The organism is Desulfuribacillus alkaliarsenatis (assembly GCF_001730225.1).
Classification (GTDB): Bacteria; Bacillota; Bacilli; order Desulfuribacillales; family Desulfuribacillaceae; genus Desulfuribacillus; species Desulfuribacillus alkaliarsenatis.
Genome location: NZ_MIJE01000034.1, coordinates 125,989 through 152,303 on the forward strand (window position 1 = coordinate 125,989; position 26,315 = coordinate 152,303).

At 39.9% G+C, this 26,315-nt stretch carries 26 protein-coding genes and 1 riboswitch; of the genes, 24 read left to right on the top strand and 2 right to left on the bottom strand.

The features are described 5' to 3' along the window. Nucleotides 1-7: 7 nt before the first annotated feature. The 10 genes from BHF68_RS13440 (at nucleotide 8) to BHF68_RS13490 (ending at nucleotide 13,203) form a co-directional block, all read left to right on the top strand. On the top strand, nucleotides 8-1,045 hold the full coding sequence (locus BHF68_RS13440; protein WP_069644185.1) for a molybdopterin-dependent oxidoreductase: 1,038 nt from the start codon (nucleotides 8-10) through the stop codon (nucleotides 1,043-1,045). 113 nt (nucleotides 1,046-1,158) lie between these two features. After that, nucleotides 1,159-2,757, top strand: a complete 1,599-nt coding sequence (locus tag BHF68_RS13445) for a metallophosphoesterase (RefSeq protein WP_069644186.1) — start codon at nucleotides 1,159-1,161, stop codon at nucleotides 2,755-2,757. Further along, the gene (locus BHF68_RS13450) at nucleotides 2,748-3,803 is read left to right on the top strand and encodes an ECF transporter S component (RefSeq protein ID WP_069644187.1); all 1,056 of its coding nucleotides are present in this window, start codon (nucleotides 2,748-2,750) and stop codon (nucleotides 3,801-3,803) included. The genes BHF68_RS13445 and BHF68_RS13450 overlap by 10 nt, the downstream gene beginning before the upstream one ends. Next, entirely contained in the window at nucleotides 3,781-5,436 is a 1,656-nt protein-coding gene (locus tag BHF68_RS13455; RefSeq protein WP_141706297.1) for an ABC transporter ATP-binding protein, read from the top strand. The genes BHF68_RS13450 and BHF68_RS13455 overlap by 23 nt, the downstream gene beginning before the upstream one ends. Then, a complete protein-coding gene (locus tag BHF68_RS13460) occupies nucleotides 5,426-6,220 on the top strand; it encodes an energy-coupling factor transporter transmembrane component T family protein (RefSeq protein ID WP_069644189.1) in 795 nt (264 codons plus the stop codon). The genes BHF68_RS13455 and BHF68_RS13460 overlap by 11 nt, the downstream gene beginning before the upstream one ends. A 334-nt stretch (nucleotides 6,221-6,554) precedes the next feature. Beyond that, nucleotides 6,555-9,563 carry a formate dehydrogenase-N subunit alpha gene (gene fdnG, locus BHF68_RS13470; RefSeq protein WP_084019470.1) on the top strand — a complete coding sequence of 1,003 codons (3,009 nt, stop codon included), beginning with the start codon at nucleotides 6,555-6,557 and terminating at the stop codon, nucleotides 9,561-9,563. A gap of 25 nt (nucleotides 9,564-9,588) precedes the next feature. Further along, nucleotides 9,589-10,461 (top strand): formate dehydrogenase accessory protein FdhE, encoded by an 873-nt coding sequence (locus BHF68_RS13475; RefSeq protein ID WP_069644192.1) that lies wholly within the window; start codon nucleotides 9,589-9,591, stop codon nucleotides 10,459-10,461. Between the two features lie 23 nt (nucleotides 10,462-10,484). Further along, nucleotides 10,485-11,651, top strand: coding sequence for an aminotransferase class V-fold PLP-dependent enzyme (locus BHF68_RS13480; RefSeq protein WP_069644193.1), 1,167 nt, complete (start codon nucleotides 10,485-10,487; stop codon nucleotides 11,649-11,651). A gap of 50 nt (nucleotides 11,652-11,701) precedes the next feature. Further along, nucleotides 11,702-12,514 (top strand): 4Fe-4S dicluster domain-containing protein, encoded by an 813-nt coding sequence (locus tag BHF68_RS13485; protein WP_069644194.1) that lies wholly within the window; start codon nucleotides 11,702-11,704, stop codon nucleotides 12,512-12,514. Next, complete coding sequence (locus BHF68_RS13490) at nucleotides 12,514-13,203, top strand: formate dehydrogenase subunit gamma (RefSeq protein WP_069644195.1); 690 nt, start codon at nucleotides 12,514-12,516, stop codon at nucleotides 13,201-13,203. The genes BHF68_RS13485 and BHF68_RS13490 overlap by 1 nt, the downstream gene beginning before the upstream one ends. Nucleotides 13,204-13,291: 88 nt before the next feature. On the opposite strand, the gene BHF68_RS13495 is transcribed toward BHF68_RS13490, so the two are convergent. After that, nucleotides 13,292-13,525: a hypothetical protein gene (locus tag BHF68_RS13495; protein WP_069644196.1), complete on the bottom strand. Its 234-nt coding sequence runs from the start codon at nucleotides 13,523-13,525 to the stop codon at nucleotides 13,292-13,294. 165 nt (nucleotides 13,526-13,690) lie between these two features. Beyond that, nucleotides 13,691-13,867, top strand: a riboswitch (molybdenum cofactor riboswitch). A 90-nt stretch (nucleotides 13,868-13,957) separates the two neighbouring features. Here BHF68_RS13495 and modA point away from each other — a divergent pair. Genes modA through BHF68_RS15450 form a run of 3 tightly spaced genes read left to right on the top strand, consistent with a single transcriptional unit; the run spans nucleotide 13,958 to nucleotide 16,614 of the window. Continuing rightward, nucleotides 13,958-14,794, top strand: a complete 837-nt coding sequence (gene modA / locus BHF68_RS13500) for a molybdate ABC transporter substrate-binding protein (protein ID WP_084019471.1) — start codon at nucleotides 13,958-13,960, stop codon at nucleotides 14,792-14,794. 29 nt (nucleotides 14,795-14,823) lie between these two features. Next, nucleotides 14,824-15,510 (top strand): molybdate ABC transporter permease subunit, encoded by a 687-nt coding sequence (gene modB, locus BHF68_RS15445; RefSeq protein ID WP_069644197.1) that lies wholly within the window; start codon nucleotides 14,824-14,826, stop codon nucleotides 15,508-15,510. A 3-nt stretch (nucleotides 15,511-15,513) separates the two neighbouring features. Then, entirely contained in the window at nucleotides 15,514-16,614 is a 1,101-nt protein-coding gene (locus BHF68_RS15450; RefSeq protein WP_069644198.1) for a sulfate/molybdate ABC transporter ATP-binding protein, read from the top strand. A 139-nt stretch (nucleotides 16,615-16,753) separates the two neighbouring features. Here BHF68_RS15450 and BHF68_RS13515 read toward each other — a convergent pair whose 3' ends face one another. After that, nucleotides 16,754-17,617: a rhodanese-like domain-containing protein gene (locus BHF68_RS13515; RefSeq protein ID WP_069644199.1), complete on the bottom strand. Its 864-nt coding sequence runs from the start codon at nucleotides 17,615-17,617 to the stop codon at nucleotides 16,754-16,756. Between the two features lie 216 nt (nucleotides 17,618-17,833). Between BHF68_RS13515 and BHF68_RS13520 the strand changes: the two genes are divergently transcribed. From BHF68_RS13520 to BHF68_RS13570, 11 genes are all read left to right on the top strand, one after another. Continuing rightward, complete coding sequence (locus BHF68_RS13520) at nucleotides 17,834-18,253, top strand: C-GCAxxG-C-C family (seleno)protein (RefSeq protein ID WP_069644200.1); 420 nt, start codon at nucleotides 17,834-17,836, stop codon at nucleotides 18,251-18,253. 19 nt (nucleotides 18,254-18,272) lie between these two features. Next, nucleotides 18,273-19,460, top strand: coding sequence for an aminotransferase class V-fold PLP-dependent enzyme (locus BHF68_RS13525; RefSeq protein WP_069644201.1), 1,188 nt, complete (start codon nucleotides 18,273-18,275; stop codon nucleotides 19,458-19,460). Next, the gene (locus tag BHF68_RS13530; protein WP_069644202.1) at nucleotides 19,454-19,669 is read left to right on the top strand and encodes a putative Se/S carrier protein; all 216 of its coding nucleotides are present in this window, start codon (nucleotides 19,454-19,456) and stop codon (nucleotides 19,667-19,669) included. The genes BHF68_RS13525 and BHF68_RS13530 overlap by 7 nt, the downstream gene beginning before the upstream one ends. After that, on the top strand, nucleotides 19,669-20,013 hold the full coding sequence (gene yedF / locus BHF68_RS13535) for a sulfurtransferase-like selenium metabolism protein YedF (protein WP_069644203.1): 345 nt from the start codon (nucleotides 19,669-19,671) through the stop codon (nucleotides 20,011-20,013). Before BHF68_RS13530 ends, yedF begins: the two co-directional genes overlap by 1 nt. A gap of 19 nt (nucleotides 20,014-20,032) precedes the next feature. Beyond that, on the top strand, nucleotides 20,033-20,824 hold the full coding sequence (locus BHF68_RS13540) for an acyl-CoA dehydratase activase (protein ID WP_069644204.1): 792 nt from the start codon (nucleotides 20,033-20,035) through the stop codon (nucleotides 20,822-20,824). A 53-nt stretch (nucleotides 20,825-20,877) separates the two neighbouring features. Then, a complete protein-coding gene (locus BHF68_RS13545) occupies nucleotides 20,878-22,035 on the top strand; it encodes a double-cubane-cluster-containing anaerobic reductase (RefSeq protein WP_069644205.1) in 1,158 nt (385 codons plus the stop codon). 4 nt (nucleotides 22,036-22,039) lie between these two features. Beyond that, nucleotides 22,040-22,960, top strand: coding sequence for a LysR family transcriptional regulator (locus BHF68_RS13550; protein WP_069644206.1), 921 nt, complete (start codon nucleotides 22,040-22,042; stop codon nucleotides 22,958-22,960). A 132-nt stretch (nucleotides 22,961-23,092) separates the two neighbouring features. Next, a complete protein-coding gene (locus tag BHF68_RS13555) occupies nucleotides 23,093-23,758 on the top strand; it encodes a YdjY domain-containing protein (protein ID WP_069644207.1) in 666 nt (221 codons plus the stop codon). Nucleotides 23,759-23,767: 9 nt separating this feature from the next. Continuing rightward, entirely contained in the window at nucleotides 23,768-24,340 is a 573-nt protein-coding gene (locus BHF68_RS13560) for a hypothetical protein (protein WP_069644208.1), read from the top strand. Nucleotides 24,341-24,381: 41 nt separating this feature from the next. Then, nucleotides 24,382-25,095: a TVP38/TMEM64 family protein gene (locus tag BHF68_RS13565; protein ID WP_069644209.1), complete on the top strand. Its 714-nt coding sequence runs from the start codon at nucleotides 24,382-24,384 to the stop codon at nucleotides 25,093-25,095. Beyond that, on the top strand, nucleotides 25,073-26,035 hold the full coding sequence (locus BHF68_RS13570) for a lysylphosphatidylglycerol synthase transmembrane domain-containing protein (protein ID WP_069644210.1): 963 nt from the start codon (nucleotides 25,073-25,075) through the stop codon (nucleotides 26,033-26,035). Before BHF68_RS13565 ends, BHF68_RS13570 begins: the two co-directional genes overlap by 23 nt. Nucleotides 26,036-26,315: the final 280 nt, after the last annotated feature.

Genomic DNA, 26,315 nt, shown 5'->3' on the forward strand with positions numbered 1-26,315 from the left:
AAGTGCATTGAATAAAAAACTGACAATTACTTTTTCGATATTGCTTTGCATAATGATGATAGTAGTGGCCTGTAACGATATCAATGAACCAACAGCGTTGCCAGATTATGATGCAAATGATGCGGATTTACAGCAAGTAGACGAGTCTGTTGAAATAGTTTATATAGATCGAAATGGAAACGAACATCTTGTAGATTTAACTAAGTTGCCAATAACGGAAGGGGCAGGTGGTTTTAAGAAATCAGGAGGATCGATTGTTGGACCTGTTGGATTTCAAGGTCCATTGCTTCAAAGTCTTGTAGATACGTTGGGAGGCTATACTTCTGATGATGCGTTGCAGATTACGGCGACTGATCGCTATATGATGACACTCAATGCACAACAATCACAGGGGAATATTGCAGTCTATGATCATTCAGGAGAGCTTGTAAGTTCCAATGGTCCAACCGATGTCATGATAGCATTTGCTACAGACGCAGAAGAATTAAAACCAGGGATGCCAAGGATTGTGTTTACTGGGCCTGAAAGTCCGCTAACAAATGGTCACTTTTGGGTGCGAAATATAGCAGAAATTAAAGTCGTACCATCTGTAGTTGAGTGGAACCTAAATCTTACAGGGATTGGAGAATATCGCTGTGATCGCTCAACATTTGAGAGTGTTGCAAGCTGTCACGCATCCCCACATCCGCCTCAGACCTTTGAACAGGATAAAGAAGACGGATCAGTTGATGTATATGAAGGTGTTGCATTATGGGTAATGCTTTCTACGGTAGACGGGAATAATCCACCGAGTGGGCATTATCGATTCAATCGGGAGTTAGCGGAACAAGGATATACTGTACAGATTTATGCTGAAGATGGGTTTATGGTTGAACTAACTTCAGAAGAAATTGCCTACAACAATGATATTATCTTGGCATACCGCATGAATGGAGTACCTTTATTGGAGGAAGATGGACCACTGCAACTTATAGGTTCGGGTCTTCCAAGTAAAAGACACGCAATTAAAAATATTGAAAGAATTGAGCTAGTGGAATTACCTTAGGTGGTGGAATTACCTTAGGTGGTGGAATTACCATAGAGTACTTTAGATTACTAGTAGGGATGTTGGGGTATAGAAGCCCTAATGTCCCCTATTGGTTTTAGGGAGGAATGGAGATGTCCAAAGAAAATACTTCTATGAATAGGAAAACATTTATTATTGTCGGTGGGGCATTCCTGGTTTCGTTATATGCTTTTGCACCACGGTTTTTAACAACATCAGTAGATGCTACGGTAGCCCATGCAGAATTAAATGGAGCGATATTTTTTCCGGCGAAGAATCAGCAGCTAGAACTACGTGCATATAAACCGAATGTAGCTATCAAACTTTCATGGGAAGAAGAACAAAGTCAGTACAAAACAAAGTTAATCGTTCACAATGTAATGGCCGATCAATTGCAAGCTAAAGCAAGTGCTAAAGATGGCTATGAAGCTTCTGTTGATGTTGCAAAAATAACGGAGACTGTGGTAGAGCTAACAATTGAATCGGATACGAGAGATGTAGAAATTAACCTGCATCCAAAACCCAAAGGAACTGCATTTCGATTTGCAGCCATTGGTGATAACCAAGGCCGTAATGAGGTGTTGCGTAAAATCATAGAAGAAATTAATGGAAATCATGAGGTTGACTTTCTAATCCATTTGGGAGATTTAGTACCTTCGGGAAGAGACCGTGAATACGAGGATTTCTTCTATGAAATGGACAAGCTACAAGTTCCGTATTATACAGTGCCAGGGAATCATGATGTACGCAGCAACGGAAGAGAAATCTATCAAGAAACCTTAGCACCGTTGTATTATCAGTTTGAATTAGGGGATGCACGCTATATCTTTTTAGATACTGCAGACTTTACACTTTCAGAGGAACAATTTGTTTGGCTAGCTGAACAAATCAATACAGACAGTGATTGTTATCTGTTTATGCATGTGCCAAGTTATGACCCTCGTGGCAGGCAACACAGTTTTCGCGATTTAGATGCGGCAGCTCGTCTACGGTCAATGACTACTGACCCCAATTATCCAATTAAGGCCGTGTTTCATGGGCATGTACATATGTCTTATGTACAAGAGATTGATGAAACCTTATTTGTAACAAGTGGTGGTGCTGGTGGAAGCCTATATGCTGCACCGGATGAAGGCGGATTTTATCATTATACGATTGTAAGTCCAACAGCGCAAAAAATCGATGTAGAAGTCTTCCCTATTGAAATCGATTTCTTTGCTCCTGATCTTGTCATTCTTAAAGAGGAACAGGATTTGATCTTAACAATGGAAGAATTAAAGGCGATGGAGCATGTTTCTGGTGAGAGTTCATTTCAAAATCAGTTTGGTAACATTCGTGGTCACGGAAAATACTCGGGTATATTGATTAGCGACCTGCTCACTTTGGTAGGTGGGATAGAAAAAGATGAAGTACTAGAGGTATATGCAGTTGACGGGTATAAGCAAGAGTTTTTCTATGAAAACGTCTATCCAGAAGAACACGGATGGCTATATATCCAAGGGCCAATGGTGTTAGCGACGTCAATGAATGGAGAGTATCCACCAGAGTGGCAGGAAGGCTATCGATTGGTATTCTTACCTAAAGATGGACTCTACTCGAATGAAGACAGTTCTCTTACATCGAGACCTGAACAAGGGTTCCATGAATATCCGTCGGCGGGCGCGCGTTGGGTGCGTAGTGCTGTACGTTTGGAGGTTCATAAATGGGAATAGGAAAAAATGGAGTCAAAGAATCTCGTAAGCTATCTAACTATGATCTATTAATGATTGCTGTACTTAGTGGTTTAGGAGGTGTACTGAGTACCTATATCGGCTACTTAGGAAATCTCTTAAATCGTCTTGTAGGTGTTCCCTTTGGAGCAGGGCAGTTTGTTTCTGGTCTACACGTTTTCTGGATTATTATCATAGCAGGTTTAATTCGTAAACCTGGGGCTGCTACCGCAGCAGGGCTAGTAAAGGGAGCGGTTGAGTTTTTTACAGGAAGTACCCATGGGGCTGTCATTATTCTTATATCGCTAGTGCAAGGATTAATCGTTGATGTTGTATTGTTTATAATGCGTAATAAGCACAATCTGTTTACGTACTCGGTGGCTGGTGGATTGGCTGCCGCGTCAAATGTTATCCTCTTTCAATTGTTATACTTCTCTGGAGCACCTATAGCCTATATTGGACTTATTAGTGGTTTTGCCCTCATTTCTGGAATACTTTTGGCAGGTGGATTTGGACACGGCGTATTACAGTTATTGTATCAAACAAAGTCGTTTGCCAATAAACAAAAGGATGAAGCACAGAATACAAGGAATAACCGCTGGACATTCATGGTTACGGTAATTGTATCTATAGCTTTTTCAGTTGGGGCTATATTTTACTTTGCGACAGTATATCAAGCGCCATGGGTAGATAAAGAATTAGAGATTAGTGGTAGTGTGCAAAATCCAATTTCAGTGAATTTAGAGCAATATGATAGCCAGCGTGAAACGATACGTGCAGAGTTGAAGGGGCAAGTTACTCATATACCAGAACAGGAGTATACTGGAGTTCCTGTATCCGTACTTCTAAATGTTGCCCAGCCTAGAGATGAGGCTACAACCTTAATCGTTATTGCAAGTGATGGATATCAAGTTAGTTTTTCTTTAGCGGATGTGTTAGCGGATGATAAAATGTTATTGACTAAAGAAGACTCCGAACTACGCTTAATAGCAGGAAATTATGCAGGTGGGTACTGGGTGAGACAAGTTGTACGACTCCAAGTTGAATAATTACACGACTATCGTAAGTAGAGAGATTTGCGTAGAAAGAACAGGTGATAGAATGCCAATAGAAACAAAGAATGAAATAATGGCGAGCAACTTAAGCTTCACCTATTATGGATCAGAGACTCCAGCCTTAAATCACCTTGATTTTTGTATTAATCAGGGTGATTTCGTATTGATTACGGGCATGAGTGGATGTGGAAAATCGACACTGGCCTCAATAATGGCAGGCTTTCTTCGCGACCAAGAGCACGGCGAAATGTCAGGTGAAGTGGTAGTGAAGGGAACGAAGGCGAAACCAGTCGAAGAGCTTGCAGGAACGATTGGCGTCATTCAGCAAGATCCCGATAGCCAGTTATGTACATTTACCGTTAAGGAAGAAATCGCTTTTGGTCCTGAAAACCTATGTTTAGAAGTTGCGGAAATAGAAAGACGAGTAGATCAAGCAGCTAAGCAAGTGAATATACAAGTATTAATTGAGCGTGAAAACCATACACTTTCTGGAGGGCAAAAACAACGGGTAGCGATTGCTTCGATTTTAGCAATGGAGCCTGCCATCCTAATACTTGACGAACCCACTGCTAACCTAGATCCACAAGGAACTCAGGAAGTTGTTCGTACATTGGAAATGATTAATAAATGCACGGATCATACTGTTATTGTAATTGAGCATCGAATTGAAAGATTTTTGGCTTTAGCTAATCGTCTGTTTGTCATGGAAAAAGGACGTCTGATTTATGACGGGGAGCCAATAGCAGGGCTGTCGGTATACCAGAAGTGCATGTGGGAAGCAGGGAAAGTAAGTCGCAAAAGTCTTATGCTTCATAGACAACTAAAAGAGCCCAAGCAACAAAACTCGATGACTGTAGCATCGAATACAAGAGGCAAGCCTTTACTAGAAGGGAAAGACCTGTGCTACTATATCGAACAAAAAAAAGTGCTCGATGCAATTACTTTCAAAATACGAGCAGGAGAATTGGTAGCTATTATGGGCAATAATGGAAGTGGCAAGACTTCTTTGTTTTTGACACTATTGGGGATCTATCGGGCACACGCTGGTGAGTTATTTATGCATGGGAAATCAATTACTACAGATGATGTAGGAGAACGAGCGAAGCATATCGGATTATTATTCCAAAATCCCAATCATCAAATATTTGAGAAAACAGTCGCAGACGAAATGAAAATGCCGAGTCAATTTTTACGAGAAGAGCCAGTCGACGAAGAAATAGTAGAAGGTTTACTAGAGCGATTATCGTTACAAGCTTATAAAAATAAACCTCCATTCCTACTAAGTCAAGGTGAGAAAAAACGCTTAACTTTAGCTACTTTGCTAACCTATCAACCAGAGATTTTGCTACTCGATGAGCCAATGGCAGGTCAAGATCAACGGCATCTAGATCTGCTGCTTCAAATATTACTAGAGTACTGCCAGCGAGGGAACAGTTGCATCGTTGCGTGCCATTTACCAGAAGTGGTGCTTGAATACTTTGATCGGGTTCTTTTCATGGAAGATGGTAAGCTGCTATATGATGATGTTCCGAGTCTTGTCTTTCACAAGTTAGCGAAAAAAGGGTATGTAGAATTTGAAATGACTGACAAAAATGCACAGATGGTAGGTGACGGCAATGAAAATTGATAGATACCCGATACTACCAGATTTGAAATATATTCATGGTACTACACTGCTGCACCAATTACATCCTTTAGCAAAACTCGTTATGCTTGTTTGCTTTAGTGTGTCTGTGTTTCTAGTTAATCACTGGATTGGTGGTCTGTTATTGCTGGCACTATTACTTATAGGATACCAGATGGCAGAACTTGGGCTTTCGTATTTTACTAGAAAATTACGTTTTATACTTATTTTCTGTGTAATGATATTGCTAGTACAAATAGCCTTTACAAAAGAAGGACACGTACTTTTTACAATTACTTTAGGCATAATACATATACAAGTGTGGTCTGGGGCAGTTGATAATGGGCTACAATTAGCACTGCGTTTTTTGAATATTATAGCGTCGAGCTTTTTGTTCGTATCGACAACCCAACCAAAACTTCTGTCCTATAGTCTTATGCAAGTAGGTGTACCTTATCGATATGGCTTTATGCTTATAACGGCACTTCGGTTCATTCCAACGTTCCATCATGAATTTCAGCAAATTAAAAATGCACAATTAGCTAGAGGGATTAGCTTCAAAGGTGTTTCAATCAAAACGCTCGTGCGTATGGTTCAATATCTGTTTATTCCGATGATCGTATCTTCATTAAGTAAGGTGCAAACATTATCGATATCAATGGAAGGAAGAGCGTTTGGGATGTATAAGCAAAGGACATTCTCTCAAACGGTGGAAGCTTCGTTAGTGGATTGGTTGGTTATTGGAGGAAGTGTGATAATTATTATAACAATTTGGATTATTATATAATTTTACATCGAAGTAACCTGGTAAGTGTAAATAAATCGAAGAATAGAAAAATCCCAAAGACCATTATGTCTATATTGACATAATGGTCTTTGGGATGATAATATATCACTAGTATTTCCATTATGTCTTTTTAGACATAATGGGGGACTTTATTACATAAAGTCATTAGTAGCATTGTTCTTTGAATAAATACTATGCAACTAGTGTGTTGAAAAAAGTATGATGAAATGTATTAGTCTTTCATACCTGTTGGGGGGTGGTTAATAGAGTAGTTAAGAGATTCTTAAGGTTTACTAGGGTAATTAGAAACGAAGTCAATTAAGGAGGGTTAGTTTTGAAACTGAAAAGAAGAGAATTTATTAAATTATCAAGTGCAACAGGAGTAGGGTTAGCTTTAGTAGATTTAGGTTTTGATGTCAATAAAGTAGAAGCATCCACTAAGGAGTTCAAACTCGAAGGTGCTAAGGAGTTTACTTCAGTGTGCACGTTCTGCTCTTGTGGTTGTGGAATGATTTGTCATGAGAAGAATGGAAAACTGATTAACTTAGAGGGAGATCCTGATCACATCATCAATGAAGGAGCTCTTTGTAGTAAAGGAGCAGCGATGCAGGTCATTCCGAACTCTGACCAACGTATTAAAACACCACTTTATCGTGCACCAGGAAGTGACAAATGGGAAAAAATTTCCTGGGAAACGGCAGTAGAGAAAATCGCCAAGAAAATCATTGATATCCGCGATAAGCATTGGATTGACAATGAAACTGTAGGTGGGCAAACGTACAAGGTAAACCGAACTGATGCTCTAAGTTTTCTGGGTGGAGCACAAAACAACAATGAGGAGTGCTATCTGTTCGTCAAAATGGCGAGGCTATTAGGTTCTCCTTTCGTAGAACACCAGGCACGACTCTGACATAGTCCAACCGTTCCTAGTTTAGGAGCTTCATTTGGACGTGGTGCTATGACCAATCACTGGCTAGACTTAAAAAACGCCAAAGTCTTTCTGATTCAGGGTAGTAATGCAGCAGAGAATCATCCGATGTCGATGAAATGGGTTATGAGAGCCAAAGAACAAGGCGCTAAAGTAATTCATGTAGACCCACGCTTTACGAGAACATCAAAGGTCGCTGACATATTCGCTCAAATTCGTGCGGGATCAGATATTGCCTTTTTAAATGCTATTATCAATTACATTTTAGAAAATGACCTCTACGATGAGCAATTTATCAAAGATCATACCAATGGTTTATTAATTGCCAATGAAGACCTTGCCTTTGATAATGGTTTATTCTCAGGTTACAACCAAGGTAGCTATAGCTATGACACCTCTTCTTGGGGTTATGAATTGGATGAAGAGCGTAAACCGCAAAAAGCCGACAGCCTAAACGATTCTAGATGTGTGTTTAGCAAAATCAAGGGATTTTTCAAACGTTATGATTTCAAAACAGCGTCGGATATCTGTGGAGTCCCAGAAGAAACAATTAAGTTAATTGCAGATACACTAGTCGAAAACAGACCAGGTACGATCATGTATGCATTAGGAATGACCCAGCATACCGTAGGCGCTCAGAACATTCGTAGTTTTGGTGTGCTCCAGTTACTATTAGGTAACGTCGGTAAGCCTGGTAGTGGTGTAAATGCGTTGCGTGGTGAGCCGAATGTGCAAGGTGCTACGGACATGGCCTGTCTATTCCATATCTTGCCAGGGTATTTGGCGACACCGAATCACGACGTTGTCGATTTGGATACATGGACTTCGCGTACAGGGACTTTCCGACGCACGTTTATGGTCAATCTGTTAAAAGCCTGGTTTGGTGAAAACGCCACCCCAGAAAATGACTTTGGATTTAATTGGATAATGAAAAAGAACGCAGCAGCCAATTACTCTATATTCAGAATCTTTGAAACGGCCATAGAAGATCAGATGAAAATGCTGTACATTATGGGGCAAAACCCAATGGTTACAAGCCCGAACCTGAAGTTAGTTCACGAAGCATTATCTAAGATGGAAATGCTTGTATGTGCTGACTTATTTATGACGGAAACGGCGGCTTTCTGGGAGAAACCAGGAGTGGATCCGAGCACAATCGATACAGAAGTCATCTTCCTGCCAGCACAATCATTCCTAGAGAAGGAAGGTTCATTAAGTAACTCTGGTAGACTGGTGCAATGGAGATATTCGACATTGAATCAAGTAGGAGAGGCGAAGTCAGATCTAGAAATGATCGACTTGATTTTCAGAAAAGTTCGTGAATTGCTGCAGGGATCGAGAGCAGAGAAAGACCAACCGATTTTAAATGCAAAATGGAATTACTCAAACAATCATTTTGCTGAGCAGGTTCTAAAAGAGCTTAATGGTTACGATATAACGACAGGGCAACCTGTGGCAGGAATTGGAGCATTAAGGGCCGATGGAACGACATCTTCAGGAAACTGGTTGTATGCAGGGGTCTTTGCCAATAATGAGAACCTATCGAAACGAAGCGATAACGAAAACGACCCAGGTGGACTCGGGATTTATCCAGGTTTCCGTTGGTGCTGGCCGGGCAATATTCACGTATTATATAACCGCGCATCTTGTGATAAAGATGGTAAGCCGTATGATGAATCGAAAAAAATTGTTTGGTGGGATTCTATACTTGGTCGCTGGACAGGTTACGACGGTCCAGACGTACCGAATGCGACCCATGGTCCAGATACACCAAATGGACAGCGTGCGTTCCGTATGTCAGGGGAAGGATTGGGCCGTTTAATTGCTGGACCGTACCAGGATCCACAGGCAGACACTGTATTACCTAGGGATTCTTCAGGTGTACTCGTAGATGGACCGATGCCAGAGTTTTACGAGCCAGTGGAGAGTCCAACAACGAACATTTTACATCCGGAAGTACCGATTAATCCATGCTTGAAGTATCCACGCTTACCAAGCTTACAAGAGATTGGTACGGTGGAAGATTATCCATATGTATTATGTACATCGAGTTTAGCAGAGCACTGGTGTGCAGGAACGGTGACTCGAAATGTTCCGTGGCTTAACGAACTTGTAAAAGAAACATTTATTGAAATTCCAAAGTCGTTAGCGGCGAAACACAATATCGAAAATGGTGATGAAGTCCTTGTCTGGTCGGCTCGTGGAGAAGTCCAGGCAAAAGCGATGGTGACACATAGAATTAAAACACTGATGATTAATGGAAAAGAAGTAGAAACGGTTTGGATGCCTTATAACTGGGGTTACAAAGGTTTAAGTCAAGCAGCTAGTACCAATATGGTAACGATTGATGCTGGCGACCCGAACACATGGATCCAAGAAACAAAGGCATGTTTAATTAATTTACGAAAAGTATAACAACATGATGCAAAGGTGGTAAAACATGAGTCAAGTACTAAGCGCTATAGAAAAGTGGGTAGAGAAACACCCTTATCTCGATGAAATTGCCAATCTACAAAAAGTAATGGTAGCTACTTTAGAAGAGGCAACTCATGCTGAAAGTATGCTAACAGGTGCGATGTTCGAGAGCAAAGAGATGGAATCGGAGCTAAAAAGAGGGATTCCCGCTTTAAAAACAATCAGTATCAACGATGCAGAAGTAGAAGCGACAGTGGTTCTAGTACGTACGATAGCAGAAGCATTGTCATCGTCTAGCTTGCCTACTAAGATGAATGAGCAATGTAAAAAAATTCATGCTATTGCGTCAGAAGAACCAGAGATTATGGGTGGGCTCATCAAGCAAGTGCTAACTGAAAACGAAGTCGATTTGGAAGAGCTAACGCTTGCCAGTGTTGACCGAGGAGTACTCATGTACGTAATTTGGAATGCCCTGAGTCATGTTTTACATCCGATAAAAACTATAATAGATGAAAAGTTACAAACTAGTAGCTTAAAATGGAATAAAGAATATTGTCCAGTTTGTGGACAATTGCCTGGGATGGCACAATTAGTTCGTACTAGTAAAGGTCGGGAACGCAATCTTGTATGTGGTTGTTGCCAAATGCAATGGAGATATAAGCGTATGGGATGTCCTTATTGTAAGAATGACAAACAGAAAACCCTAAATATTATTGAACTTGAAGGTGTAAAGAATTTGCGTATTGACACTTGTGACAAATGCAAAGGGTATATTAAAACGTACACAGATGAAGGAAATGAACAAGTAATATTAAGTGATTGGTCTACGTTGCATTTAGATTTGGTAGGCAAGAATAACGGCTATCAGCGATTTGGATATCAATTATACGGGATATAGTACGAGAAGCAAAGGAGATAGAAATGATCTATTTAGATAATGCTGCAACAAGTTATCCGAAACCAGAAATGGTAAATGAGAGAGTGATTCATTGGCTAGAAACGGGTTCAGGATCTCCGGGTAGATCGACTCCCACCTCGTTAACGAAAGCTGATAGCAGAGTTCTGCAGGTACGTAAACAATTGACGAATTTTTTTGGAATTCGTGATGAATACCGAATCGTATTCACCTATAGCGCAACAGATGCATTGAATTTAGGGATAAAAGGGTTTGTCGAACTAGGAGATCATGTGATTATATCTGCAATTGAGCATAATTCAGTGCTCCGACCGTTACGTCACTTAGAGCAGGCGGGTACAATTTCGCTTACGATTGTCCCGTGTGATTCTTTAGGCTATATTGATCAGCACAAGCTTTGGGAAGCGTTTACACCGAAAACACGTTTGGTAGTGTTGAATCATGCATCAAATGTGACAGGGGCTGTACAACCTGTTGCAGATATTGGTGAAGAAGTTCGTAAACGAGGAGCTTATCTATTGCTAGATGCTGCACAGACGGCGGGTGTATTGCCACTAAAGATGGATGAATTATATGTAGACATGATTGTTTGTGCAGGACATAAAGGATTATTTGGACTACCAGGCACGGGATTACTGGTGATTGGTAGCCGCATTGAAAAACTACTATCATACCGACAGGGTGGTACGGGTTATAATTCGGAATCAGAATACCAGCCTGTGAATTGGCCAGAAAAATATGAGGCAGGTACGATGAATATACCAGGTATTGTATCCTTAGGTGCAGGTATTGAATTTATAGAGCAGCAGGGAATTGAGCAGATTGCTCAGCGTGAACACCAGCATTTAGAAAGGTTATGGGAGTCGTTTTTTCAAGTGCCAAAGATTCAGTTATATGGACCAGAACCCCATATGCCGCGAGTAGCTGTGTTGTCCTTGAATATAGAAGGTTGGGAACCAGATGATCTGGCCGATATACTTCAACACAACTACAAAATTCAAGTGCGCTCAGGACTGCAATGTTCTCCGTTAGCTCATAAGACAATAGGAACCCATCCAGAGGGTACAGTAAGAATAAGTCCAGGATTTTTTAACACGGATGATGATATAGAAAACCTAGTGGATGCTATCAAAAAAGTGGCAGCCACGCAAGTAGATTGGATGTTATTCTAAGTAAAATCAATTAAAAGTTACGTGCTGTATATCACGAGAGGAGGAACGATATGGAAATCACAATGTTTCATGATGTGTCAAAATGTACTGCGTGTAGAGCATGTTCGGTAGCATGCAAACAGTGGAAAGATTTGCCGGCTGAAATTACACCATTTACTGGTGAATACCAGTCACACACAGACTTGAGTCCAAAAACGTATAACGTATTAAGAATGAGTGAAAGAATGGAAGGAAGTGTATTTCACTGGGACTTCTTGAAGTTTCAGTGTATGCACTGTGGGGATGCAGCTTGCGTCAAAGCTTGTCCCAAGGAAGCCCTTACGAAATCTAGTAATGGGGTAATATCTTTAAATGAGGATAAATGTGTAGGATGTGGCTATTGCGCCCAGTATTGCCCGTTTGGAGTTCCGAAAATTGATGAAGGTGCTGAGAAGACAACAAAATGTAATCTTTGTGAAGACAGAATAGCACAAGGTATGACACCATCATGTGCACAAACTTGTACAGCTGATGCGATTTATTATGGATTAAAAGAAAATATGATTGCAATGGCAGAAGCGAGGGTGCAAGAATTAAGAAAAACTAATCCAAATGCGCAAACCTATGGCATTAACGAAACAGGTGTCGGAGGAACGCATATGATTTATGTACTAGAAACCTCCCCAGAAAACTACGGTTTGCCTGTTAACCCAGTTGTACCAACATCCTTATCAGTAATGAAGGATATAGTACAGCCTTTAGGTAAGGTAGCATTAGGTGGAGCATTGGCGGCTGTATTGACGAGTTTTGTGTTAACAAGAGGTAAAGATCCACATCATGATCACGACATAGCAGAAGATGGCAAGAAAGGAGTCGATGTATAATGGCGAAAGAGACACCTATGGTCAAGGATGGTAAAATATATCGTTTTACTAAGACTGCTCGTGTTACACATTGGGTTTATGTAATATCTTATGCAGTGTTATTCTTTACAGGGCTACTTTTGTTTAGTAACGCCTTTGATTTCATAGCACCATTGTTTGGTGGTTTTGAGAACGCCCAATTGCTTCATCGAATCTTTGCTGTTGTTTTTATTTTACCAGTTGTGATATTTATACTTTTTGACCCTAAAAGTTTTTTCGGCTGGTTAAAGGACTGTTTTACGTGGACAAAAGACGACTTTGGCTTTTTCCCATCTTTTGTAAAAGAACTATTCGGTATTGATGCAAAAACTCCGCCACAAGGATTCATTAATGCAGGGGAAAAAGTAAATTCTCTAATGACTATTACGTTTTCAACACTGTTGATATTATCAGGTTTTGTCATGTGGTTCTCTGGAAGCTTTAGCCAAGTGCTAGTACAATGGGCGATTGTAATTCATAGTGGATCGGCTGCGTTATTAACTGCAGTAGCTATCGTGCATATCTATTTAGGGACATTGCATCCAGGCTCTAAGGCAGCATTCACAGGGATGATTAATGGTTATGTAGATGCAAAATTTGCCAAAAGTCACCATGCTAAATGGTATGATAAGGTAATGGAAGAAGAGTCGAAGAAGACAAAGACAATATAATTGGTACTATAAAACATAGTTTTTAAAAGAAAGCTGTATTCGTAGGGTTGCCTCGAATACAGCTTTCTTTGGTTATAAAATATAAGTATTAGAGCTTTTCTAGTGCAAGTTCAATCTCTTTCTTTATTGCTTTGGCATCTGTATGATTGTGCCACTTGATAAAACCGTAGGACAGGATTTCTTGTTCATCCTTCCAAATTTCAATCTGTGCATTATGACCCGCTTCAATATACTTAACGATCGCGCGATCGATATGCTCTGTAACTATGATTGTTTGCAAAGCCTCGCCAAATCCAACGGGTGCATAGACTACGTAGACCATTAACTTACCTCCTCACTTTCTGACAATTAATAAAATGCAACTAACCATAACATATCTATCATAACATTATGTCATTTATGACGCCATTGGTTTATAATGAAATATTGCATTGATAGACAAATGAGGGTGATTGACGGACAAGATTGCTAGTAGTATATTAAATGTAAAACATCAATTGTCCGAACCTACTTGCCTACGTTGCATTATGCAATATGGAAGTAAGGTCGTTGTTTGAAGAAGCGATGGTGAAGCAGGTAGTCACGAGATTTCTTTGAAGCAGCCAGGGTATAATAGGAAACAATTATGCCTTCCCATTGTATAAGGACGATGGTTATATTTTCATTAATATAATCACTGTTCCATTGGGGCAGTGATTTTTTATTTCATACGAAATGTCTTTATTAAGGGATAGTGTTGCTGAGGGAGATTGCTATGCGAAGAATATCGAATCGTTTGAAAAGGGGTATAGTTTTATTTCTTGTTTCACCTATTATAGTAATAGGTATACTCATAGGTTGTTCTGAGCGGAACCATGAAACAGAGGGACTAGAGGGGCTGCCAGTGCCAGTAGAGGGACGTTCGATTACCGTCTCAGCCGCTTCTAGCTTGAAGGATGCGATGAACGCTATTCAAGCAGCTTATGTTAAGCATAACCCGGAGCTTAACATTATTATTAATATGGGATCATCAGGTCAGCTCCAGCAGCAAATTGAACAAGGAGCACCTGTCGATATATTTATCTCTGCAGCCCAAAGGCAGATGAATGCGCTAGCAGACAAAGGGTTTATTGTTACGGATTCTCGTGTCAACCTAGTACGTAATGAAATTGTTGTGATTGCACATAAGGATGCAAACATGGTTACGAGCTTTGAAGACTTAGCTTCTCCACAGGTTCGATTTATTGGTATTGGTAATCCAGAGTCTGTACCAGCAGGGAGCTATGCGAAAGAAGCACTTGAAACAATGGAACTGTGGGATTCTTTAAAGGACAAGCTCGTTCACACATTGAATGTTCGGCAGGTTCTATCGTATATAGAACTCGGAAATGCCGATGCGGGAATAGTATACCACTCCGATGCACTACTATCAGAACGAATTAAGGTAGTTGCAGTCGCTCCAGAAACCAGCCATTCGCCAATTCTTTATCCAGCAGCCTTGATTCAAAGTAGTAGAAATAATCAGCATGCTAGCCAGTTCCTGGAGTTTTTACAAAGCGATGAAGCGAAGGAAATTTTCCAGCAATACGGCTTTCAAACGGTTAACGAATAAAAGATGCACAATAGAGAGGAAAAGCCCTGATGATTACAGATTATTCACCGCTATGGATTTCATTAAAGACGGCAACTACGGCAACTATAATTACCTTTGTTTTGGGTATTTTTATTGCTCGTTGGATGGCGGGTTATCGTGGTCGAGCTAAGGGGTTGATTGATGGTCTCCTTGTGCTACCTATGGTATTACCACCCACGGTGATTGGATTTATCTTACTCTATACCTTTGGGCGAAATGGACCAATAGGACAGTTTCTGATGTACTTTGATATTACGGTTATCTTTACTTGGTGGGCGACTGTAATTGCTGCAACGGTAGTAGCTTTTCCATTGATGTATAAGACGGCTAGGGCTGCATTTGAACAAATTGACTACACCTATATTGAAGCCGCTAAAACATTAGGCTATAACGAGTGGCAAATCTTCTGGCGCGTTTTATTGCCATTATCATGGCCAGGGGTAATTGCAGGAACAATCCTTGCCTTTGCTAGGGCTTTGGGGGAGTTTGGAGCGACTTTGATGCTAGCGGGAAGTATACCAGGAAAGACGCAAACCGTACCTGTAGCTATATTTTTTGCAGTTGAAGCGGGACAGATGGAGAGAGCTTTTGCGTGGGTTGTTATAATGGTTGTCATATCTTTGTTGATGGTAGTGGTTACGAACGATTGGCAGCAGCGCCGTTTTGCGGTCTTTGCGAAAACAAGGAGGGACTAACGGATGTCTTTAAGTGTAGATATTGAAAGGAAGTTACCCGATTTTCTGCTGCGAACGAAATTTGATACAGAAAATGAGAACTTCGGCATTCTAGGTGCTTCAGGCTCAGGAAAAAGTATGACCCTCCGTTGTATAGCTGGTTTGGATAAGCCGACCAAAGGGCGAATTGTTCTACATGAACGTGTGCTATTTGATTCGGAACAGGGTATTAATATACCAGCCAAGGATCGCAAAATCGGCTATTTGTTTCAGAACTACGCATTGTTCCCCCATATGACGGTAAAAGAAAATATTGAGTTTGGCATTCGTCAACTTTCGTCTTATGAACGGGAGAAGCGAATTAAAGATAAATTAGAGATGATTCAGCTTGGTAATCTATCTAAGCGCTATCCCTATGAATTATCTGGTGGGCAGCAGCAGCGAGTAGCTTTAGCTAGAGCGATGGTGACAGAGCCAGTGGCATTGCTTCTTGATGAACCATTCTCAGCCCTTGATAATTTCCTAAGACGTCATATGGAGCGGGAGTTAATTGAAGTTCTTGAAAGCTACTCAGGTGTTACACTATTTGTGACCCATAACCTTGAAGAGGCTTATAGAGTTTGTGAGCGCCTAATGATTATGGACAACGGACAAGTAATTGCGGATGATCATAAAGGAGTAATCTTTCGTAAGCCTCCAACGCATACAGTGGCAAAGCTTACGGGTTGCAAAAACATCTCTGCTATAGAGCTTCAGCAACAGCTAGAAAACAAAGAACAAAATATAGAACAAAATATAGAAGCTAACTATACAGTGGCAGTAGCTATGAATTGGGGTAACATTCAATTAAAGATTCAGCAGTTGCCAGGAAGCTATAAATATATAGGGATTAGAGCCTTTCACATTAAAGTTGCAGATGATTTATCAGGTGACAATTGTTTTGAAGCTGGCGTCATTAAAACAGAGGAAGGACCACATCACATGACCGTATATTTACAGATAGGTTATGGCACTGGAAAACATCATTTGCAAATGGAGATATATAAGGAAAAATGGAAGCGTTGGCAGAATAAAAAGAGCCTATACATTCAACTTAAGCCGGAACACTTATTTTTAACTAAATAGGCTAAAAGTAGATGAAATTTTGGGAAAACAAATGAGCTTGTGATGCAATCGAAAACGTTGTATCACAAGCTCATTTTTACATGTCATTCACCCAAAAAAGTAGAATAAATTAGTGTGTTTATAATTAATTAGGTTATTTTTATTGTGTAACTACTAATTCCTCATACGGCCAACCTGCTTGACCGCCTTCAATAATAAACATCCGATTAGGGTCAACTCCTTGTTCAGCTAAAAAGTTTAGCGTGTTTTCAGCACCGCTTCTTCCTCTAGGGCACAAAACGTACACAGGTGCTTCTGATGTGAGCACATCTGGCAAGATGCGTGCAAGTTTTTGCTTATCGTCATTTGAAGTGACAGGAAATGCATAAGTAGCAATAGAACCTTGGATGTGATGCTTTCTAAAATCATTCTCCGGTTGAATATCAATTAATAATATATCTGTATCGTTTTCGATATCTGATTTTACCTGTTCTGGTGATACATACTGGATTATTGCCTCTTTAGGTTGAAATATTTGGACCGATTCCGATTTCTGCTTGATATCTTCTGTGTTATCAATACTACCTAATAAATTGTTATATGGCCATTGCTCTTGTCCGTCTGCCAGTATAAACAAACGATCCTCGGATACGAATTCACCCTTATAGTAATCATAAGTTCTTGTAGCTCCGCCACCGCCACGAGGACAAACAATGATTACAGGGGCGTTAGATGTCTTAATCTCCTGAAGAGTTGAAACTAATTTAGCACGATCTTCAGCTGTCTCAACTGGGAAAGCATAAGTGGGGATGGCCCCTTTTATGAAGTGCCTATTAAACTCTTCCTCTACTTGAATATCAACGATAATAACGTCTTCGCCTGCATCTAACTTATTTTTTAATTCAGCCGCTGATATATACTGGTACTCTGTTTTGCTTTCAGACGAACAGCCAATTAAAGCCAGACTTATTGCAAGCAATCCTACTAATAATAAAGGAAATAGTCTTAAAAGATTTTTTTGCATAAATGTAACATCCTTTCTGAAATGACCTATTAGAAGATTAGTACAAAATCTATTTTATATTAAAAAAACTTATATTGATAATAACTATAACTTATAGTACATTTAGTTTAATCATTGCATTATTCCAAAATGGAACTTGACACAACACTTTTAGGAAAAACATTCGTTTGATACTCATGGTGAAGCATTACTATAATGGGGCTAGAGGTGAACAGAATGGAATATAGTAGTTCTGCGAAAGAATACGCAAAAGATATATTTAAACAATCGGATAATTGTTGTAAAAGCATGATTCTGACTTCGATTCAGTTATTTGACATACCATTGCCAAAAGAAGTCGCGAACATGGGCGCTTTTTTTAGAAAAGGACTCGCTGAGACAGGGTGTATATGCGGAGCTTTAGCTGGTGGAATGATGATTATAGGTTATGTGCTACATGACCATCCAAAAGGTCTAGAAGCAGCTAAAGAGTTTGAGAGACGATTTAAAGAACGGAACACCGCTACCTGTTGTCGAGTTATTCACAAAAAACAAGGTCTTATGAATCGATTTACAGGGAACGGCTGCTGTGAACTTACGGGAGATGCAGCTCGTGACTTATTTGAGCTTATTCATAAATACAAAGAAGAAGGGTAACAAGAAGGGGGTGAGTTGATTGATTTATTTAGACAACGCAGCTACTAGCTGGCCAAAGCCAGAATCGGTATATAAAGCAGTGGAACAGACCCTCAGAGAAGTAGGAAATGCTGGCAGGGGAGCTAGCAGTAAGTCGTTAGCTGCCAGTCGCATTCTTCTGGAAGCAAGGAATGCACTAGCTGATTTCTTCAATATCTCGGCATCAGAAAGAGTTGTGTTTACGCAAAACGTCACAGAATCACTAAATCTAGCACTGAAGGGATTTTTATCTGAAGGGGAGCATGTGGTAATAAGTCCATTTGAACATAACTCAGTTGTCCGTGTTCTTGAGTACTTGAAAATGGCCAAGGGTGTAAGCTATTCAATTGCCAACATAAACAGAGATAAAATTAACGGAGATAACATAGATCGACTTAACAATAGTAACTTTTTAAAAAATCCAGAGTTAGTAGTAGAAGCTTTTGCTAATGCGTTACAAAATAATACTAAATTGATTTGTACGACCCATGCGTCTAATGTAGTAGGCTCAATACTACCAATTACTGAACTTGGAAGGCTAGCAAAATCAAAGGACGTATTATTTATGGTAGATGTGGCACAAACAGCTGGGGTTATTCCCATAAACGCCCAAGAAATGAATATAGACCTGCTTGCTTTTACAGGACATAAAGGGTTGCTTGGTACTCAGGGGACAGGTGGGTTATATATAAGGCCTGGGATTGACCTAGAACCGCTAATACATGGGGGAACAGGTAGTCAATCGGCTTTACTCAAGCAACCGACATCGTATCCAGAAGCAGTGGAAAGCGGAACAAGAAATATACCAGGCATTGCAGGTTTACTAGCAGGCGTAACGTATTGCAAACAGAATATGGAGCACATGCGTGCACATGAACAGATGTTGACTAATCTATTCATAAAATTTTGTCTTGAGCATAAACAGATTACAATCTATGGCCCAATAGACGAACAGGCACGGGTTGGTTTAGTCGCATTTAATGTTGATGGAATTAGAGCTGACGAACTTGCATTTCGATTAGAACGTGAATATGGGGTTACGACAAGAACGGGCTTGCATTGCGCGCCGCTTGCCCATGAATTAATCAGCACATTAGAGTGTGGGGCTGTTCGTATGAGCGTGGGCGCTTTCACTACAGAACAAGAGATACAACAATTAATTAATGCATTGGAGGAGATTATATGTTAATGATATTTCCAACGGTTCACTGGACGCTGTGTGCGGAAAAAGCGCTTAAATCTAAGGAGTTAGAACATATCGTAGTACCAGTGCCGCCCCATGTAAATGAAGGCTGTGGTCTCGGTATTAAGGTTGACTTAATACTAAAGGATCTAGTTATGCAAATCTTTCAGCAGGAGCAAATTCCAGTAGAGAAGATTTTAGGGGGGAAATGCTAATGCAAAAAAACTATGTTGTCCTAATTACGTCTAAAACTCTGGGAGATGGAGCAGTTGAACTAGGAGAAAAGCTTATGTCTAACTATCTCATTGCCCTATCAGAGGGAGAGGTGTTGCCTTCTCACATTCTGTTAATCAACACAGGTGTAGAATTAGTGAAGCAAGGAGAGAAAACTGTAAACTCCATAAAAATGCTAGCAGACAATGGCGTTACTGTTTTAACATGTGGAACTTGTCTCGACTATTATCAATTAAAGGAGCAATTAGCAGTTGGCCAAGTTAGTAATATTTATAGCTTCAGAGATATTATGGCAGATGCAGATAATGTGATTACGTTGGGGTAACTTTGGCTAGGGGGTTCATATGATTGCTACAGTAGGTATTGATGTTGGTTCAGTTACAACAAAGGTAGTCTTGTTTGATGGTAAATCGTATCAGCACGTAATATTGCCGACGGGTTTTTCACCGAAAAAAGCAGGTGAACAGGGGCTACAACATATACTAACGCGAGCTAATATAACAAGCAGTCAAGTTGCTTGTATTATAGGAACGGGATATGGTCGTGTGCACATGCCTTATGCTGATAAAACAGTCAATGAGCTTTCCTGTCACGGAAAGGGTGCGTCCTACCTTTATCCTGCTGCCACAGGGGTGATAGATATCGGTGGCCAGGATAGCAAGGTTATGCTATTGGACACAAATGGTAAGGTAATTGATTTCCTACTTAACGACAAATGTGCGGCAGGTACAGGACGTTTTCTGCAGGTGACGGCACAGGCTCTAGGGATTGAGCTTGATGAAATCGATGCTATGACCTCAGGGCAAGAACCAGTAGAGATAGGCAGTATGTGTGCAGTGTTTGCTGAGACCGAGGTGCTAAACCTTATAGTACAGGGAAAGTCTCAAGGAGAAGTGCTAGCGGGCGTATTGAAATCAATTGCCGTACGTATGTCTGCAATGGCGGCGAAGCTTTTTGATACGGGTAATCAGTCAGGAGATAAACATATTGTATTTACAGGTGGTCTTGCCAGAAGCAGAAATCTGTGTCAAATGCTTGCAGGCCATTCAGGCTGGAAAATCCATACACCTGAAAATCCGCAGATTATTGGTGCCTTAGGTGCGGCAATTATCGGCTACGAGAAATCTACCATATAATCACAAAAATATAGTTAGCAAATAATTATAAAAATACAAGGGAGATTATATATATGAGACCAAAAGCGATGGAGTATTTTGATCAAATGATTGCGAACAATGCTGTAGCAATTAAAAATGTGAAAGAAGCAGGACGTAAGGTTGTAGGCTACTATTGTGTGTTTTCGCCGATAGAACTAATCGAAGCAACCGGGGCGCTGCCTGTGGGTCTATGTGCTACAAAACAGGAACCAATTGCCGATGGGGAAAAGGTATTACCAAGAAACCTATGTCCACTAATTAAGTCGAGCTACGGTTTTGCAGCTTCAGGGAAGTGTCCGTTTTTTCACTTTGCCGATGCAATTGTAGCAGAGACAACCTGTGATGGAAAGAAGAAAATGTATGAATTGATGGAAAAGATGAAGCCGATGATTGTGCTAGACATCCCAAACACGACAAACTTAGAGCGACGTAAACAGCATTGGACGGAAGAAATCCTTCGTATGAAAGACTTCCTGGAAGATACATTAGGGCAGGAAGTAACAATAGATAACCTACGTAATACAATTGCTACGTATAATGAAGAACGCAAGAATATTATGGAGCTTGTGTCCTTAAACAAGCACGAACCAGCTCCAATGTCAGGAATTGATTTACTGAAAGTAATGTGGGGAAGAAGCTTTCAGATTGATCGAGAAGAATTTAAAACTAATCTTCTAGCATTGATTGATGAGGTTAAGGACATTGTGGCCAACCGTGAACAAAGCACGGCAGAAAAACAACCGAAGAAGCCACGGATTCTAGTTACTGGCTCTCCGACGGGTGTAGGTCAAGAAAAGGTAATGAAAATTATCGAGGATGCAGGCGGTCAGGTCATATTACAAGAAGCCTGTAGTGGCATTAAAGGCTTCGTGGATCTTGTCGACGAAACAGCTGATCCATATGAAGCATTGGCTGCGAAATATATGGATATTCCGTGCTCATGCCTATCGCCAAACCCAAGACGAATGGAGTTAACAAGTGGCCTATGTAACGAGTATGCCATCGATGGAGTTGTTGATATTACGTTACAAGCTTGTCACACGTACAATATTGAGTCCTATACACTAAAAGAATATTTACGTGAGCATAATGGTGTTCCGCTGCTGCAAATTGAAACGGACTATAGCCAATCTGATAACCAGCAAATTAAATTGAGGGTTGATACATTCTTAGAAATGATACAGGGGTAGAGTTATGGCTTCTATAAAAGAGTTTCAAACATTTGTTGCAATAGTACAGGAAAAGAGCTTCACCAAAGCTGCCGAGAAAACCTACATGAGCCAATCTGCTGTTAGCAAGCAATTGAAAAAACTAGAAGCTGAAATAGGTGTGCAGCTTGTTGAACGCTATGACCGTGAGGTAATGTTGACAGAATATGGCGATGTTTTTTACCAGCATGTAGTCACAATTTTAGAAAATTATTATCGCTTGCAGGAAACAGTACAGGAACTTCAGCAGCTACAGGCTGGATACCTAGATGTGGGTGCTAGCACCTTGCCAGGAGAATATATTCTTCCCTCAATATTAGGGGAATTTAAGACTTTATTTCCTAATATCAATGTACGCATGAAAATTGCCAAGACTAATGAAATTATATCTATGCTAAAAAATAGAGTGGTTAAAGTAGCGTTTATTGGTGCTGATATTGATGATGAGGAGCTTGACTTGCAGTCATTTATCGAGGATGAGCTAGTGCTCGTGGGAGCAGTTCAGCCCAAAATTAAACTAAAACCATCTTTGCATCAATGGACTGAGTCTTTGATAACAAGGGAATCGGGATCAGGTACAAGGACAGTAGTTGAAAAATTCTTGCGAGAGAAAAACATAACCCTACCTGGCTCTACTATGGAGCTAGGTAGTAATCGGGCAATTTTATCTGCGGTAATAAGTGGAATGGGTTGTAGTTTCCTCTCGAAGTGGGTTACGCAAGACGCTATCAAGCTAGGAAAAATTCAACAGATTCCAATTGTCGAGGGCTCAATAAAGAGACAAATTTATGTGGCTGTTTTAAAAGATCGTTATTTAAACCCAGTTACCAAAGAATTTATACACTTCATACACCGCATTCCAAATACGCAACATAACCAAGATATTCGTGACAAAATAGAAACATGATTTAACGTAAAACAATTGACCCTGTTTTTTTGATAGTGGTATACTTTCACTATAAAAATTACTTATATAACTATAACTAATTTTTATGAAGAATTTTTATTGAAAGTTATACTAAATAGGGGGAGTAACTGAATGACAAAGAAATTATGGTTTATCATGCTAGCAACACTGATATTAGGTATGGTTATGTTGGGTTGTAGCTCGAATCAAGAAGCTACTGAAACACAAGCGGCAACTGGTGTGGAAGTATCAGAAAGTAATCCACTAGTAATTGATCAACAAAGTAAAACTATATCTGTATACGCGAAGGTAAATGGCAAATATTTAATAGAGCCAACACGTCATGGAATGAACTTTCATGAAGGCCGCTTTGGAGATCAAGCTGTGTTAGCAGCGTATGCTAATCCACTTAATTTTCATGATGCGATGATAGAGCTAGGGGCAACACCTGGTAATAACGTTACCATGGATAATATGTCAGAAAAACTTCATATTGAAGGACAAGATTTAGAAGTAACGATTACCTGGGCTGGCGCCGATAGGGTATATGACATTAATGAAGTGTTAATTGACTCTGCTGAGAAGCCATTCGTATTTAAATTCGGAGGTAACTACGAGCGACATGAAGGCAACTTTACAGGCTGCCTACTGTGCTTGGATAGCTGCCCTGTGGGTATTACAAGTAATAGCTCGCATCCAACTACAACATTTGATAGTAAAGTAGCGGAGTTTAAAGGCAACGCAGATATTCTACCAAGTGACGGTACACCTGTAGTAGTTACTTACAAAATCAAGTAGGTAAGCTGTATGAACAGAATAAAATGGAGCATGGGATTATTTAATACACTGTTTATTCATTTTTTCGTTGGCTTAGCGGTTGCAATGTTAATGGTTAAGTGGACATGGCTAGATATGAGAACTAATGCAGGTGCAATAATCCCAGCATTATTGATGATTTCAGGATTTGTTTATCTGATTAATACTAAAGTAAGGATTTATCAGACTTTATATTGGCAAAGGCCACTAGCTATCATACTAGTGGCAGCCAGTGGGGTAGTTATTGCCTTGACTAACTCTTTTAATTCGCTTCACATGCAAATAGTCCCTGCTTCGACGGTAAGGGCTGGATTTTTTTTAAAAAATATAACTCTAAATCAAATTAACGTTTGGGTAGGAATCGTATTTTTAATAGGGATTGTTAGTTATGTAATTTATCATAAACTACAGACATCTATTGACAATGACGATACTCGATCAACATTAAAAGGTACCAAAAGGATAATTATATTAACTGTTATGTATACTGTCTTTATTATCTTAATTATGTATATGGTTCAACCAGGAATACGGTACTTTATAAACAGTCTGATTGGGATATAACAGGGGTCACTTGGCTTTTATAGATGATGGGAGATGAGTTTTTGGACGCAGAAAAAAAGAAACAGTGGATAAAAATTGGGGTTTTGGTTGGTGTAATTGCTATCATTTTTGCTGTGCCCCAATGGAGAGAATATGTACTAGGGCTTGTTGAGAAGAACAACTTTGTTGCTATGAGGGATTATATCCATTCGTTTGGTATATGGGGCCCAATTATATCAATGCTGATGATGACAGTCAATACTATGATTATTCCATTACCAACATTTATCATTACAGTAGCTAACTCACTATTATACGGCTGGCAATGGGGGATTTTATTATCCTGGAGCGGCGCTATGATTGGGGCAGCACTAAATTTTGCTTTAGCTAAGATTTATGGTCGACCGCTAGTAGAAAGAATGGTTGGTAAGAAAAGCTTAGATATATTTGATGGATTTTTTGCGAAGTACGGAAAGCATACGATTTTAATTACACGACTACTTCCAATCCTATCTTTTGGTATTGTAAGCTATGCTGCAGGCTTAACAAAAATGCGTTTCTGGACATATTGGTGGGCTACGGGCGTCGGTCAAGCGCCTGCAACCATTGTTTACTCATATATTGCCTATTCAATCGGAGATGAGATTCTACACGGAGACGCAGTGATTTCAGTACCTATTATCTTTTGGGCAGTGATTGCAGTTTCTGTACTTATGGTATTCGCCTGGGCAGCGAAAGGGTTTTTGGTAAAAAATGAACAAGAAGCTATCAAATAAATCTAAACAAAGGCTATCAATAGCATTTAGGATCCTTGTATCTACAGGGATTCTCGCCTTTTTGTTTTGGCGAATTGAGTGGAGGGAAGTTCCTCAGCACATCCAGGGGGCCGATTATAGGTATATAATTGCAGCATTATTAGCAACTAAACTGGCGATATTTATTAGCGCGTATAAGTGGCATATACTATCTAAAAGCACATCGAATGTTACGTTTGTTGAGAGCTTGCGCTGGTATTATATCGGTTTTTTCTTTAGCAATTTTCTGCCAGGTAGTATTAGTGGTGATGTACCGAGGGCATACTATGCAAGTAAGAAGATAGGGATGACAAACGCGATAGCATCGATAACCGTTGAGCGGGTGTTTGCTGGGATTGCATTAGTTATAACTGCTGTGATCGGATTCGTAGTAATTAGTGGAGCTGGCGAATATGCTCATCATGTATGGCTGCTGGCGGGAATATTTGCTGTACTTTATCTACTGTTGTTCAACAACTATATCATTGGATTGCTTACAAGAAGACTAGGGAAAAGCGTGCGAGACTTTTATAAGACAGTTGAGACCTATAAAACGCGAAAGTATTTGCTAACCAAATTATTATTAGCATCTTTAGCCTTTCAGGTATGCTTCGTTTGGATCACTGATTTGCTATTCCGTGCTTTAGGTATAGAGGTGAATTTTCTCTATCAGCTTGGATTTGTAGCTGTAATATCAGCTATGACGATGATTCCAATTTCGATGAATGGTTTAGGCGTCAGAGAAGGAACGTACGCGTATTTTTTTGCGACAGTCGGAATAGCAGAGTCGATTTCGATTACGGTATCGTTGCTATTTTATCTGTCAGTTCTTATATGCACATCCATCGGTGGCATCATATGGATATCAGAAAAGAAAATTGACATAGGTCAATTAAAGTCAAAAAATGTTGCAGAAATGTAATATTAAATTAAATACAGCTTAATATTTATCTATAACCTCATTGTTATTGAACAATGGGGGCTTTTTATTTTATAGAATTAACCCTGATTGTAGTGGAAAAGCTAGTGCAATATAACATGAAGTAAAATGAAGAAATAAAGATTAAACTAGCTATACATTACTACTTAATACATACACACTATTACTAGCGTTTTAGTATAAATTAGTTTGTTGCAGTTATGTTCAAGGGGTATTTATGTGATAGCGCGCACATTAGCAGAACTATAAAATGCTAATTATT